This window comes from Mucilaginibacter sp. (assembly GCF_041663085.1).
Classification (GTDB): Bacteria; Bacteroidota; Bacteroidia; order Sphingobacteriales; family Sphingobacteriaceae; genus Mucilaginibacter.
Window position 1 is genome coordinate 1 of sequence record NZ_JBAZRC010000120.1, and the last position, 15240, is coordinate 15240.

Consider the following 15240-nt stretch of genomic DNA (forward strand, 5'->3'; position numbering starts at 1 on the left):
ACCCCTTACTTCTATTAACCGCAACAGCTATAATCTTTAGCGCATGCCAAAACCAGCACGCCAAAGATGACACAAAAGCTGAAGCACCTAAATTAACAGCCCAGCAAGTTATTGATACCGATAGCTTAAGCTACGAACGTGCAAAGCAGTATGTTAAAAATTATGAAAAACATGCGGGAACTGTTGATTCTAATTACAGCGAAGCGAATTTCGCTAAAACCAAAAAGAAACCAAACACCCGTTGTATTTGGTTCAGTGCAGACAGGATATTGGCCCTTGCTCAAAAAATTAAAGATGAAGGTGGCGACGGTATCCGTTTTTACCTGGCAAGTTATGATACTGTTTATGCAGCAAAATTTAATGGCCGCAAACCACCAAAAGATTACTGGGGGTATAACACCTTGGTAATGGTATCTACTAAAGATAGCGTAAACCAGGTAGCCGAGCATTTTCACAGAGATTATTATACAAACGGAAAAGTAACGCCAAATAAACCGGCAACAGGTTTTATATTAGGTGGTGTGCCCGAAAACCGTGGCGAGATTTGCCCTCCACCAAAAACTTGTAACACCGTAGGCGCTACGCTTATCCCATAATATGTAAGAATGATATTTATTAGCGTTAGTACAGTATCTGAATTTTTATGCTTCCTGGTTGCGTTGCTTTGTTTGTATAAAGACAAAGCCGTAGCCTGGAGGCTATTTATCCCCTTTTTATTGTTAACCTGCGTGGTTGAGGTTATTGGGATATATGTTCGCGAATTTGTGCACATACCAAATTACGCTATATACAACTTTTACATACTGTTTGAATGCGTTTTTACCAGCTATTTCTTTTTTTACTTATACAAGGCATATCAATACAAATTAAAATGGTTGCTGGTATGGTTTGCATTGTTTGCGGTAATGTACATTGCCGAACTGTTATACAACAATTTCAGCAATTTCGTATCAGTAACCGCGTCCGTCATGTCGGTAGTATTTGTACTGGCCAGTCTCTACTTTTACTATCTTAAATTAAAAGACGAACATTTTGAACCATTGGTATTCTCGGCACCGTTTTGGTGGGTTAGCGGCACACTTTTCTTTTATTTTGGAAGTACCGTGTGTAATAACTTTTCAAAATATTTGGCTATGTATGAGATCATTGCATATAAATACTCTGTCAGATACCTGATCTTTAATTTATTAAACATCATCATGTACATTTTTTGGTCATACGCTTTTATATGCAGATATCGTCAAAGGAAATCATCTCCCTTATTGGGTTAACGTCCATTATATTTCTAATAGCGCCAACGTTCCTTATCGTGTATGTGTTATCATATAACCGCAGGAAAAAGAAGCATCAGGAGGAAACTATGTTAATGCAAAAAAATTACGAGACAGAACTGCTCAAAACACAGATGGAGGTACAGGAGCAAACACTTAAAACTGTTGCTTACGATCTGCATGATAATATAGGCCAGTTGCTTAGCCTCACTACTATTACACTTAGCTCTATAAACCTTAACGACAGCGAAAAGACGGCCGGAAAGATAGCTTTGATTGAAGACCTGACCCTACGATCTATAAAAGAAGTAAAAGCCTTATCGCGCCTGTTGCATGGAGAGGAAATAGTGAGCCGCGGCTTAAAATCAGCAATTGAATTTGAATTGGAGTGGTTAAAACGATCTGATAAATTCCGGATAATTTTTGATCATAATATGCCCGTATATAATATTGATAGTGCCAAAGAGACTATACTGTTCAGGCTTTTTCAGGAGATAATTAACAATATTATACAGCATGCAAAAGCAACAGAAATAAATATTAATTTAGAAACAACAACCGATAGTTTAAGGCTTACGATAAGTGACGATGGAATAGGTTTTAATGTTGATGAAATATTAAACCGTAAGGCGGGAATGGGCTTACACAACATCATGAAAAGAAGCGCCATGATAAATGGCACAGCTTCCATAATTTCAACGCCATTAAAGGGCGCTACCATAACTATAAATGTCCCGTACAAATAATTCCCCCATGTATACCGAAAAAGTAAATATTGCCATTGTTGATGATCACACCCTATTTCGTCAGGGATTGGCGCACCTGTTAACCGAATCTAACGAAATAAACGTTTTGTTTGATGCTGATAACGGCGCGGATATGATCAAAAAACTCCCCCTCCACCCCCTGCCGGATGTTATACTAATGGATATAACCATGCCAGTTATGGATGGTTATGAAAGCACAAAATGGATCAAAGCAAACCACCCTGGTATTAATGTTTTGGCATTAAGCATGTTTGAAGAAGATAAGCCTATTATAGGCATGCTTAAAAGTGGCGCGGGTGGTTATATGCTTAAACAATCAAAAGCCGGCGACCTGGTAAGCGCTATTAAAGGTATTGCCAAGCAATCAATTTATATAAACGAGCTGGTATCCGGCAAGTTATTACGCAACATACAGAATAACCAACCGGTAAAAAACACACCTATTGGATTAAACCCCAACGAATTAAAGTTTTTAGAGTTATGCTGCTCTGATCTTACCTATAAGCAAATTGCTGATATGATGAACCTAAGCCCACATACCATTGATAATTACCGCGAGGCGCTGTTCCAAAAATTTGAGGTAAAATCAAGAACAGGCCTGGTTATATCGGCACTAAAAAATGAACTGATAAAGATATAACCCCGGTAAAATAATTGAATATTAAACAGTTGGCTTTGCAAGGACCTTTTTGGCAACCGGCTCGTCAACTGTTTTTATTTTTGGTGTTGCTTTAGGCGCAACTTTGGGTAATTCAGCCACCTTTGGTTTATCTTCAGTTTTAACCAAAACGGCTTCTACCTTAATATCTTTAGCCAGTTTTTTGGCCAGTTTTTTCGCTTCTTTAACAATCTTTTTTTCAAGCTTTTTAGAGCCTTCGCCAAATTTTTCAGTAATTTCCTTTAGTTGTGTTACCAGGCTTAACTGAATAGCTTTCTGAGCGTTTTTCTTAGCTTCTTTAATAAGCGGTTTAAGTTTATTTTTCATGTATCAGTATAATAATATATGCAAAAGTATGCCTTGGTGAGGTTAATTCAATATTATCATTATGTTAACCGATGTTAATATACTTAACATTGTGTGTTATAACAAACTTTTATTTTGATACTGTCTCATATAGGTGTGATTATTCCCATTTGGCACTAAGCAGATAACAAATACAGCCAATTATTTCATTGGATAAAAAACGAACTTATCGCCGGCGGTAGTTTTTAAACTAACTTTACTATTAATAAACCTGGCTTTTATATTATTTTTAAAAATGTAACCTTTTTTCCATGGTAACAAAACAGACAGGTAGCTACCTTTTTCACTTAAAATATTTACCCGCTTAACGCTCCCATGCTGCAATTTTGCAGAGACTAAAAAAGCACCTGCAGCACGAAGATCTGTAAATTCTGCATCTTTAACTAATGGCCAGTTAGGGAATAAGCTAATTGTACCATTATAGCTTTGCATCAGGCATTCATTTATTACTGCGGGCAATGCAAAATTTTCAAACCAGATACCCATACGCGACATATATTTAAAGTCGGCATTGTCACTATAGCGGCCAAATGTTTGGGTAACCATATCCGTAGCCGTACCGTTGGGTAACAAACAATATTGCACATGTCTTTTAAACTGCTCCAAATCAAGCATTCCAATACGTGCTGCCTGTAAGTTTGTAAATACAAGATCATTACCGCCTTCGTTCTGTTGGTTTAAGTAAGTGTTTTTTAAACGTTGCTTAATAACAGTTTCGGAGTGCAAACCATAATCTTCACCCGGGAAAGCGGCGGCAAGTGCATTGGGTACATTGTAAACCACCTTATCATTTTCACCTGGAACAGAAACAAATATTTGACCATATTTTGCAGATTTAGCAGTAGGGTAATCTGGGTAATTAGCTAAAATATTTGCTATATCCTTCAATAGAGCTTGTTCGCTGTTGCTGGTTTGCAGCACCTTAGTTGCCTTTATAAATGCATTAAAAACAAATTTGGTAAGGCTCAGATCCATCACACAATCATAGTTGTATTGAAACCCGGGCCGTAGGCCATATAATTCAGGCGGTACGGTTGGGAAAATGTGATATTTATTATCTCTCCATCGTTCGCTACCATGCGCATCAGGGCGTTTCATGTAAGCCGTTAAGAATTCCACCGCTGCCTTAAGGGGTTGGTATGCCCTATCGCGCAGAAACGCTTCATCGCCCGAATAAAGGTAATGCCACCAAAGGCCTTGCACCACCCAGGGCGTTTCGCTTATCTCCCACCCCCAGTCGGGAACAGGATAGGGGTTCATGGTCATTTCTACTGGGTATGCCGAGTGCGGAAAATATGCGCCTGGCAAATTATAGTAGGTTTTTGCCCAGTTACGGCTAACTGGCATTAAGCGTTCTATCAGGTTCACATATGGCAGGTTCTTTTCCAGGTGATTACTTGAAAAAGTTACCCAGAAAGGTTGTTGGGTGTTGTAATTCATATGGTAATCGCCATGCCATGCTGTACCAATATTGCTATAGCTCCAATTTGCAAATAAACCCGGGCAGTTAACACCATCTTTTGCAGCACAATTAAAAAAATAGAGATTACGATACCACAATTGCTCCAGAAAGGTATCCCCCAACTTAACGGATGATTTGGCCCAGTAGGCATCCCATGTGGCAGTACTGGCCGCTAATGCTTTATTAAATTGCGCGAAAGATGGCCATGCTTGGTTTGTTGTACGTTCCGGAACATTAAACCAGAGCCCTTCCTGTAGAGATATAGTGGCAAAAAAGTTTTCTTTTGCAGATAATGCCGCCTCCAATTCCGGCATCTGTTCGGTATTACCGCTCCAGTTGATGCGGGATATTTTATCCAGAGAGGTATTAGCTTTAAAGCTCAAGCGAAATGCTTTATCTTTCGTATTACCTTTTTGTTTATCATAAGCATCTGGCTCTAAAGCGGGTAATACTTGCCGAAAACTTAAAGTGCCCGACTTTAAGTCTTCTTCAGCTTTACAGGCAGGAAAATCATGCGGTGTAGATGGATCAGGCATTAATTTTATCCTGTTGAATATATTAGGACACGGCTTTCCTTTAGCATCTGTTAGTGCTATTTGCAACCTATCTTGCTGCATATCTGTAAAAAGTTTAAGGTATAGAACCTTTTTGTCGGCAGTTAGCAGTTTAACTATGCACAAACCATTGCTAATGTAAAGCGTATGGCCCAATAGTTGTACGTTGCGCCTGTCAAACCCTAAAATTACTGATCCGCAAGGAAACGGGCGCGGATAAGGCTTACTGTAATTATCGCTGGTAAGGCGGTTATACTCATTGTACCATTTATTATCGCTAAGATTTTGCAATGTATTGGGCAAGGCCTTTACCATATTAAATACCGAATCAAAAGTGCCTATCTCAAGCCGGTGTTTTTCGGCAATACGAATATCCCAAACGTTATTATGCCCAAAGTACAACACAACAGCATCGGGCCTGGTGGTAACTACAACTCCCATTCCGCCGTTGCCAAGCAATGCTCCTTCAAAAAAATCCGGGGCGGGCTTATTTATACTTATGCTATGTTTTTTTGCTTGCTGTACAGCTCCGTTTTGGCAATATACTACAGGGCAAAATATAGCTTGTATAAGCACAAATGAAAATACCACACTATAGGCAAGCCTTTTCACTATCTATTTATTGTAAACTTATATAACACTGCATCTGCCCCACCAAGCTTAAACTTCAGGCTACCATTATTCCGGATATCGTTATCCTGCAATAATTCCTTTGCGTTGTACAATTTGTTAATATCAATCCCTAAGCGCTGTGCTGATATGTTGAAGTTTTTGCTATCCTTTCCGAAATTGAATGCAGCTACATAAAATACGTCGCCTATTTGTTGAGTAAATACCTCTGATGCATTTGTACCTGTGTTACCATCAAGCGGTTTAAATGCTTTACCATTTTTAACAAGTTTTATCAATTCAGGATTTTGATAGTACTTTTTAACGCGTGTTGTCCATTGTCCGTTTACCGAGAAATCATCTCCGGATAACCAGGTACCGGTAACAAGTGCCGATAGCAGCCTTGCACGGTTTGCCCCTATGCTTTCGTCGTTAAACACTATGTGGTCGGCATCTATATAGTTGTACAAATATGTTTGCCACCAGCCATAAGTTAAACTATTTAGTGTATACTGTGTATTATCAATAGACTTGAACGCATCGCACGCTATACGCCTCATGTGTACGTATCTGCCGGTTGCCATGCTTGGCGATATGGCTGCATATAATAGCATTTGGCCACCTAATTGGTCTACCAGATACTGCATACCTTTACGGTAAGCTTGCATACCCGTTTTAACTGTTGGGTTGTAAAATGAATTGCCCTCGGATGCGGCATGGCCAAGAAAATCTATCTTGATCATTTTAAACCCGCAGCTTTTAAGTTTACCAATAACGTATGCAATACGTTTTTGCGTACCGGGATGTGTTGGGTCGATAGCCCGGGCTCCATCAATATCATTATACCCATTACCAATTTTTGTCCACATATCGCCAAAAGTGTAATTGCTGCCATCCGCCTTACGGTTTGGCCCGCCGTTATGCCCCCAATCTGTAAATGGCGCCCAGTATACACCAGGTTGTAAACCTTTGGCTTTACAATAATCGGCGAAGGCTTTTAATTTGCTGTAATCGCCATTGCTTACAAGGTTATCCCAATACGAATCAAGATCGATATACGCCGTATTACCCGTACGGAATGCGGGGATGCTATCGGCAAAAAAATCAGCTGCTTTGGTAATCTTCTCATAGGTTAGTTTCTCTTGTATTACCCCCCAGCTATTCCAGCCCACGGGCGTTGGTTTATCCCAGTTAAAAACATACGGTGGTTCGGCAATGCGGTTTGCTTTGGCGTAATCTTCCATCCCGTTACGCCAATCGTTAAAGTAGCCTACAAATATTTTTGGCGATGTAATAGTATTGCCGCAGATGGTGCCATGTTCAATTTTATCTCGGGTTACCGCTTCGGCGGTATACCCCCCCCAAACCCTAATTTGATTTAATGGCAGTTGAGCCTCTATATCAACCCCGGTTTTCCAAACCCCGTGCTCAACTGAGCCCGCTACTATGCCAACCCTGGTTTGTTCAGAAAACACCGTGCCAACTTCTGAGCTTACCCCTGTAGCACCTGTAAATTGCTTTGAATTATAACAAATGAAAGTGTCATTATCAAAAGGCACAAACAATGAGCGGATATCGCCCCCTTTTATAGCGTTAAACTGCCCATTAACCGGCGCCATATAATTACTTTTTAATTGATTGCCTGTAAATGTAATTTCAGTTAAAAAGTAGTTTTTGCCTGTATAAGTATAAAAAACCTGTTTCATTTGCGACAGGCCATTACCTGTTAAAATTATAGTGTATTTAACCCCCTTACCAAAACCATCCTTTATGGCAAGCTTTGTGTATTTTCTTAATTTATAACTTTCAGAGCTGAGCGTATCCGTATTAACCTTTGCAATTGAGGCGATATTTATCAATATAATTGTACCACTATGATAAACGTTATATGTACCGGTTTTTAAATTGTATTTGATACTATAGTTTCGCCCATAAGGAATATTTACTATGCCCGAGTTTGGCGGTTTAATACCTGCACTAACAGGATATATAAAGGCAAGCGAAAATAGGATACCCAGGAAATACCCGGTATATTTTTTAAACATAAGGTTGGTTTATTTTATACTGATTATGCTTTTACAGTATTGTAAGTTTTGATAACGCCGTTAATTTTAACTTTAACTTTCCGGGGGCGGGAAGAGATTATCCGACAATTAATCACCTTCCCGTTTTTCCAACTAAAATCTACCATATAATTCCCCCGGGCTTTCACACCTTTTACTTCCCCTGTTGCCTTCCAGCTATCGGGAACTGCCGGCAACAGCTCAATAAAACCTGCGTGGCTTTGTATAAGCATTTCGGCGATACCAGCTGTGGTGCCAAAATTACCGTCAATTTGGAATGGCGGCCCTGCCGAAAGCAAGTTTGGATATATGCCACCACCTGCACCGTAATTAATATCGGTTTTAAGAGTTGGCTTCATAATCTCGGTAAATAACTTATAGGCACGATTACCATCGTGCAGGCGCGCCCAAAATAACAGCTTGTATGCTATAGACCAGCTCGGCCCGTCGTCGCCTCTAACCTCCAATGTTTTTTTACTTGCTTCGGCCAGCGCCGGCGTTGCATCGGGGGTAATTAATGATGCCGGATACAAACCATATAAATGAGATATATGCCTGTGCTGCGGCTCGGTTTCTTTGTAATCTTCCAGCCACTCCATAATGCGTCCGTCTTTGCTTATTTGCCCTGCGGGAGGCAATTGTTTCAGTTTTGCTGCAAGATCCTTTCTTAATGCCTCATCTTTGCCTAATAGTTTAGATGCTGTAATTACATTATTAAATAACTCCCTGATAATCTGGTTATCTATGGTTGGAGCAACGCATATACTGGCTGTTTTACCATTTGGCAAATAAAAACTATTTTCGGGCGACGAGGAGGGTGACGTTACTAAAAAGCCTGTTTTGCTATCGTGTGTAAGCATACTACTATAAAACTGCGCAGAGCCTTTTAATATGGGATATATATCGTGCAGGTAAGCTTTGTCTTCCGAAAAAGCGTAATGCTCCCATAGGTTGTTACATAACCACCCCGAACCGGATTTGGTTACGCCCCATGATGCGCTTTCGCCGGGTTCAGTAAACCCCCAAACATTGGTTATAACGTGTGCAACCCATCCATCAGCATTGTAATATGCTTTAGCGGTGCGCTCGCCGGGTTTTACCATTCCCTTTACCAGTTGGGCCAGCGGAAGGTTCAGTTCAGATAAATTTGACACCTCAACCGGCCAGTGATTCATCTGCACATTCACATCAAGATGGTAATCGCTGTTCCATGGTGTGTTTACCTGGTTAGCCCATAAGCCCTGCAAATTGGGCGGTAATAAACCAACACGTGTACTGCTGATGGTCAGATAGCGCCCATACTGGTAAAATAAAACGGGTAAAAGTTTATCGACATTTGGGTTTTTATGAAAGCTGATCAGGCGTTGGTCTGTAGGCTCATCTGCTGCTGTGCCTGTGCCTAAATCTACCGTAACCCTTTTAAATAACTTTTGATATTTGGTTATATGGGATGCGCGTTCTTGCGCATATGGAGTTTTTAAAGCACCATTCAGCGCGGCATCAACATTTCTCTTATAGTCAGCACCCCTAAAATCTGTACCCGCCGATATGTAAATGATAACCTCGGTAGCGTTTTTAACAACCAATTTGTTATCATCATGGGTTAGCGTACCTCCTGTTAACTGTGTTTTAACTTTGGTGAGATACTGCATACCGCCGTTTGCCGTACCGCTAATCATTTGGCCATACATTTGCAGTTCACCATTCTTTTGGACGGTTACAGACCGTTCCGGACGGGATAAAGCAATTGTAAAATTCAGTTGCCCGGGTTTATCGGCAGATAGTTTAACAATACTTACATCATTGTTAAAACTGGTAAAGTATTCGCGCTTGTAAGTAATATTGTTTAGTTTGAATGTGCTGGTAGCAATGGCATTATCCAGCGAAAGCTGGCGTTTGTAATCAGAATACTCCACATCATTAGCGTAATTGAATTTTATCTTCAGATCGCCAAGTACCTGGTACTTACCAAATGGCTCACTACCGGAGCCCTTGCCTGTGCAAATAAAATTTTTATCAACCAGTTGCTGTGCTTCGTCATTTTTACCTTCGGCAAGTAATCTTCTTATTTCGGGCAGACTTTTGTATGCCTCGTAATTATTTGCATCCTGCGGTGCGCCAGACCATAAGGTTATATCATTCAGCACAATATGTTCTTCCTTTATACCACCATCAGGCATCATTCCTAAATGCCCGTTACCCAGGGGCAGGGTTTCTTCCCATAGTGTTGCAGGCTTGTTATACCACAACCTCAACGGTGTATTTTGTGCGTAAGTAACAGATGTTGTAAAACAGAAAATAATAAACAGGTAGAAGTTTTTTTTCATTATGATTAAGATATATCCAATGGTTAGTTAAAAAAAAACCGGCTAAACAGGTTGATTTCAACAATTGGTGAAATACTAATTGGTTGGCTAAAAATAAATGCTCACATGCTGCTTTAAAATGGACAAATCCAGCAAATGAATGGATTATTCGTTCCTCAGAAAATAAACAATACGGCAGGCGTTTCCCTTACTATTTATGTTATGATGATCGGCTATTTTTAATTTTAGCACATGTTTGCCCCTGTGCAGGCTACCTTTAAATAAAACATACCATGGTAAATGCAGCGAATTACTCCATGGAGTAAACAAATCGATCTCTTTATATGGCCTGTTATCAATTGAATAGGATACAATACCCGCATCTCCGCCTGATACAATCCCCATGCCTATGGCTGTACCTGTAAATGGCAGTGTAAGTTCCGCGCCGGGGGTGTCCGCTATTAGCATAGGTACGTTTACAAAACCTGGGCGTGTACCTAAACCATCGATTGGCTCCCAGGCTGGGTTTAAAACCCATTTGCCATCAAGCTTAGCAGCGGTTATATTTTGATAACCTCCTGTAGTAAAGCTCCATTTATTTAACATTTTGGGGAGTTTTTTGTTGTTTGGTGGCGCAAATTGCCGTTTCTCTAATTTTTGTATTAAACTTTTAATATTAGCGAAGTACAACTCCTGGCCAAAGGGTGACGGATGCAGATCTTTAAAATCGCTCTCCCAACTAAACTCCTTGTTTTTTATTTTATCATAAACCTCTTTAGCAAGGTTGATAGATGGAAGGTTATAATGCTTTGCTACCAATTCATGATTGGTTACTTCTACAGGTATTTTACCTTTAGCATAATCACTGTTTTTATCCGGGTCTGCAAACGACATCATCACAATATCTATTAACGGGTTAACACGTTTTGCATGCCTTACAATACCTTCCAGATCACGCAATTGAGTGAGGCTATCGGTGCCATTTACACGGTCGTTCACCGCGGCTTCTATAAACAACAAGTCTACTTTACCAGAATCGAGCACATCGCGTTTTAAACGAAAGGCATGTGGCAAGCTGCCTAATGATGGTATACCCGCCATAATAAACCTGAACTTTGTATCGGGGAAGCGCTCATTTAAATAGGCGGTCACCTTATCGCGCCAGCCTGGGTTATAGGTTATAGACCCACCTAAAAAGGCAACTGTAGCATTTTTATTCTTTTTCACAGCATACATAAAATTATTTGCTCCTCCCCTGATTTTATAATAGTTACTATATGGGAGCACGTTGGCAACAGCAACCGGCTGCGCCTTAACAGAGAAAAACAAACAGGCAGTAAAAGCTAAAACAAAAAGATATTTGATCATATATAAAGAGTTGCCTAAAACAAATAAATGCATTATAATTAATAAACCATCCTTTTACAAGGATGGTTTATTTGGTTTAGATATAGTTTGACGGGTACTTAGTTAAGTACATCATTCCAGAAAGTCATCTCGCTCATATTGCTGTAATAACTATCGCCAGTAGTTACATGTTTAACCCTGATACGGATGTATCTTACCGGTGGTAAGCCAGCATCAAAATTAACCTTCAAGGCAGCCTGTCCGTCATCTGTACGTTTTACTTCTTTTAAAAGCGTCCAGCCTTTGGCTTGCATTTCTGCCGGCCAGCCGCCATCATTTGGTGATAAATTAGTTGCAGCGTTGGTAATATCTGCAATACCCCATATCTCAAAGTCATCCGGATTATTGCAGCAGTTACGGCCGGTTTCTTCTACGCTTGTTAGTTTTTTATAAACCGCACCCATGTCAAATGTTATGGTATGGGGTAAATGGTGATCGCCATCGCTATGGAAAATATTTGGATAACCTTGCGGGCCAACACTACCATCCCAAAGTTTGCTTACACTGGTACCAGATTCATAAGTACCGGCGTCGCCAGATAACTTATTCTCTCTAAATAATGATTTAGCGCATTGGGCAATACCTGTAATTTCAGGAAATACTGAAGGCTGGTCAACATAAAAGGTATCTATAGCGCCTCTTACCGGCACATATCCAGAACTAAAGGTTACCGGCGCTCCCGATCTATAATCGGTAAGCGTAATACCATTACTATCTGGCTGTAGCATCTTTTCTGTTTCTATACCCGACCTATTAATATATTTAATAATAGTTGATACATTAATAGAAAGGGTATCGACCTGTAAAAAGTTAAGCCTTACATTACCATTGGCACTAACAGTTGTTGGATTAGCTGCATTGTAAACCCGATTTGTTAAACCACTTTTATATACAGGCCCGTAAACTTTTACATTATTGATATCCAATGGGATAGAACGATTACCTTTTGCATCATATGAGAATATTGTGAAAGAATAAATATACTCGTTAAGGTTTGGGATGATGGCAGTAATAGAGTCGGCCGTATTATGGTTAGTTGAATTAACCACCAACGAATCGGTTTTATTATTCCAGTAAATAACATACCTGTTAATGCTTGGATCGGGGCTTGGGTTCCAAACTAAAGCAGTACGCAGGTTACCCGCCTTTGAGTGCGGCTTTATTACTACCCCGGGGTAGGTAATTTCTTTGTCTCCAAGGAATTTCTTAAAATCTGTATCCTTTTTCTCGCAGCTTAATAAGCCGATACTGATGATTGAGAACAGACAAATGCGAAAAAGATTTTTCATAATTTATGTCTTTAAATTATTGATCAAATATTATTGTGGCTTTCCATAAACCGATACTTCCATTAAGTGGGCTGCATCACCACGGCCCCAGGTATCATGCACTAACAAACGCAGATACTTAACTGCCGGCGCTGTTGGCGGCACAAGGAAGTCGACTCCTGCTTTTACAAAGGCTTCGTCGGCAGAGTTGGTAAAGCCCGGTGTTAAGCCAGACGGAGGATTTGGATAACGATAATTACCCAAGTTCACCCAATCGCCAATTACAGTACCCGCCGGGGCAGATTGAGGCAGAACAACATCAGCCGGCGAATCTGAATTTGAGCCCCACCATGTGAAATTTTTGGGGTTACCATGAAAAAACGCATACTCTAACGGGCGCTCATAAATTTTTATACGACTTATTTGCGCACTTACGCCGATACCAAAGGTACATTGCATTGGTTTACCCGTACCCGGCTGTGTATGCCAGCCGTTTGAGTACCCATCAATTTTACCATCCCATAAATAAGGCAATTCCCAACCATAACCAATCTGACTGTCACTTGGTTGTTTATAAACCGAGAACTTGGTTTTATCCAATTCTGTTTCAAAAAGCGGCGTAAGATCAACCAATGTGGTATCCGATATATTTCCAAACTTGTCTGTTACATATACACCAAACTTTCTTTCAACAGCCGGGAAACCTCTAACCGAGTAATTAATGGTATCGGTATTAGTGTAGTGTTGGTCGCTTACCTCAAGTTGCTCTGTAGAGTTATCCATCGCGATCAGTATCATACCCACCTCTTTTTTAAATGGGTTTAATGCCTGTATATTAACGCCGCCAAAATCTTTGGTGATATTAATTGTAGGTTTAACAAGTTTATAATATGGCACATCCGGATGTACAGTTACTGTAACCGGATCTGACGACACATTGGCGCGGCTAACAGTATATAATGTTACAGTATAATCTTTATCAGTGGCAAAACCATCAACCTTAACCGTATCTGTATAATAACTTGATTTAGTTTCCCTTGCCGTTATATCGTTGATATTATATTTTGCAAGTACATACAAAATATTATCAGAGTTAGGCAAGTCATACGTAATATTGGCGCTACCATGCAGGTTCTCCACTTTTATGTTGGTTACAACTGCCGGTTTTGTTTTATCAGTAGATATTGGCCCTTTGTTATAACCCTCGTTCTTTTTACAAGCCGATAGGAAACAAATAAAAGCTAATATCTGCAGGCTAAACAATGCCTTTGCGGAATATTTATTTATCTTTTTCATAATTAATTTCTTTTTAGATTTCATCACACACTAAATTCTACCAGTATGGGTTTTGCACCAGGTTGCCGTTAACAACAAGGCTATTATCTTTTATTGGCCACAAATAATTACGCAAACCAAATATGGCTGTAAATACGGTGCGTGGCTGATAGTAGTTAGCTGGTTTATTTTCATAAACATTCCATCCCTGCATCGGCGTACTTAATACAATTTGTAGCTCTTTCCACCGGCGCAAGTCCCAGCCCGACTGGCCTTCAAAGCATAGCTCTAACCGTCTTTCCTGGTGGATGATCTGCCGCAGGCCTTCTTTAGATCCGAATTTTCCCGGATTTTTCGAATAGTCTGTCCATGATTCAACAACGCCTTTCAGGCCCGCCCTTGCCCTTACTTTATCTATATACAGGTAGGCCTCGGCAGTTGGGCCGTTAGCTTCATTTAAAGCTTCGGCATATAAAAGATATAACCCCGCAAGGCGTATCATAGGTAAACGGTAACCAATTTCCTGGAAACCATCATCATAAACTGATTGATAATTAACCAATTTTTTTGGCCAATAACCGGTAATATTTAATGTATTAACATCTTTAGGCCCGGCAAATGATTCGATACCCCTGGCCCAAACATGATACATATCATTGAGGTTTGTTTTACCATTACCAAACCAAATACCGCCATCAAAACCAAGATTAGCATAAAAACGAGGCTCGCGGTTAAAATGCTCCTTAACGGTTACCGAATCTTTAGCGATATAAAAACGATTTGCGTCGTCGCCCGTTTTTAGGCTATAGCGGCCCGGGTAATCAAAGGTTTTATCCTCATTTATCGGCACACCTTTATCAGAGTAAAAAAGCTCCTGGATTGACATAGGCACCGCGAAGGTTGATGGGTTAGAAAAAATATTTACAACACCTTTTTGTGTTAAACGAGGTGTGGCATACCCCTGCCATGAAAAGGTCGGGTTTAACGCCCAGATCAATTCGCTGTTCTGCTCCCATTTTTCGGTAACTGCTCCCTGCAAGGTTAAAACTGTCCGTAATGAATCTGGCAGTACCCTGATGCTTGCTGGCGGGATAAAGGTGTATAACTTTAAACCACTTGCCTCGCAGGCTTCAATCGCTTCTTTACAAGCTATTGCTGCCCTCTGCCATTTTGCAGGGTCATAAGCTGCAGGGAAAAGTTTTTGTCCGTCTTTATTCTGAGTGCTTGTATAATC

The 15240-nt window shown here is 40.2% G+C and carries 12 protein-coding genes; 4 read left to right on the top strand and 8 right to left on the bottom strand.

The annotated features are described in order from the left end of the window. The 4 genes from WC615_RS17880 to WC615_RS17895 all read left to right on the top strand — a co-directional run. A partial coding sequence (locus WC615_RS17880; protein ID WP_372979438.1) for a hypothetical protein occupies positions 1 to 596 on the top strand: 596 nt, incomplete at its 5' end. Between the two features lie 9 nt (positions 597 to 605). Beyond that, entirely contained in the window at positions 606 to 1271 is a 666-nt protein-coding gene (locus WC615_RS17885) for a hypothetical protein (RefSeq protein WP_372979439.1), read from the top strand. A 95-nt stretch (positions 1272 to 1366) separates the two neighbouring features. After that, entirely contained in the window at positions 1367 to 2017 is a 651-nt protein-coding gene (locus WC615_RS17890) for a sensor histidine kinase (protein ID WP_372979440.1), read from the top strand. A 7-nt stretch (positions 2018 to 2024) separates the two neighbouring features. Further along, entirely contained in the window at positions 2025 to 2678 is a 654-nt protein-coding gene (locus tag WC615_RS17895) for a response regulator transcription factor (RefSeq protein ID WP_191174540.1), read from the top strand. Between the two features lie 21 nt (positions 2679 to 2699). Here WC615_RS17895 and WC615_RS17900 read toward each other — a convergent pair whose 3' ends face one another. The 8 genes from WC615_RS17900 to WC615_RS17935 all read right to left on the bottom strand — a co-directional run. Next, on the bottom strand, positions 2700 to 3023 hold the full coding sequence (locus WC615_RS17900) for a hypothetical protein (protein WP_372979441.1): 324 nt from the start codon (positions 3021 to 3023) through the stop codon (positions 2700 to 2702). Positions 3024 to 3203: 180 nt separating this feature from the next. Continuing rightward, complete coding sequence (locus WC615_RS17905) at positions 3204 to 5690, bottom strand: hypothetical protein (protein WP_372979442.1); 2487 nt, start codon at positions 5688 to 5690, stop codon at positions 3204 to 3206. After that, positions 5690 to 7732, bottom strand: a complete 2043-nt coding sequence (locus WC615_RS17910; RefSeq protein ID WP_372979443.1) for an alpha-galactosidase — start codon at positions 7730 to 7732, stop codon at positions 5690 to 5692. Before WC615_RS17910 ends, WC615_RS17905 begins: the two co-directional genes overlap by 1 nt. Positions 7733 to 7755: 23 nt before the next feature. After that, complete coding sequence (locus WC615_RS17915) at positions 7756 to 10077, bottom strand: glycoside hydrolase N-terminal domain-containing protein (RefSeq protein WP_372979444.1); 2322 nt, start codon at positions 10075 to 10077, stop codon at positions 7756 to 7758. A 144-nt stretch (positions 10078 to 10221) separates the two neighbouring features. Next, entirely contained in the window at positions 10222 to 11424 is a 1203-nt protein-coding gene (locus WC615_RS17920) for an SGNH/GDSL hydrolase family protein (protein ID WP_372979445.1), read from the bottom strand. 98 nt (positions 11425 to 11522) lie between these two features. Continuing rightward, positions 11523 to 12752 (bottom strand): DUF4998 domain-containing protein, encoded by a 1230-nt coding sequence (locus WC615_RS17925; RefSeq protein WP_372979446.1) that lies wholly within the window; start codon positions 12750 to 12752, stop codon positions 11523 to 11525. Positions 12753 to 12782: 30 nt separating this feature from the next. After that, positions 12783 to 14027 carry a DUF5000 domain-containing lipoprotein gene (locus tag WC615_RS17930; protein ID WP_372979447.1) on the bottom strand — a complete coding sequence of 415 codons (1245 nt, stop codon included), beginning with the start codon at positions 14025 to 14027 and terminating at the stop codon, positions 12783 to 12785. A gap of 37 nt (positions 14028 to 14064) precedes the next feature. Next, positions 14065 to 15240 (bottom strand): RagB/SusD family nutrient uptake outer membrane protein (locus WC615_RS17935; RefSeq protein WP_372979448.1); only part of this gene is annotated, 1176 nt, incomplete at its 5' end.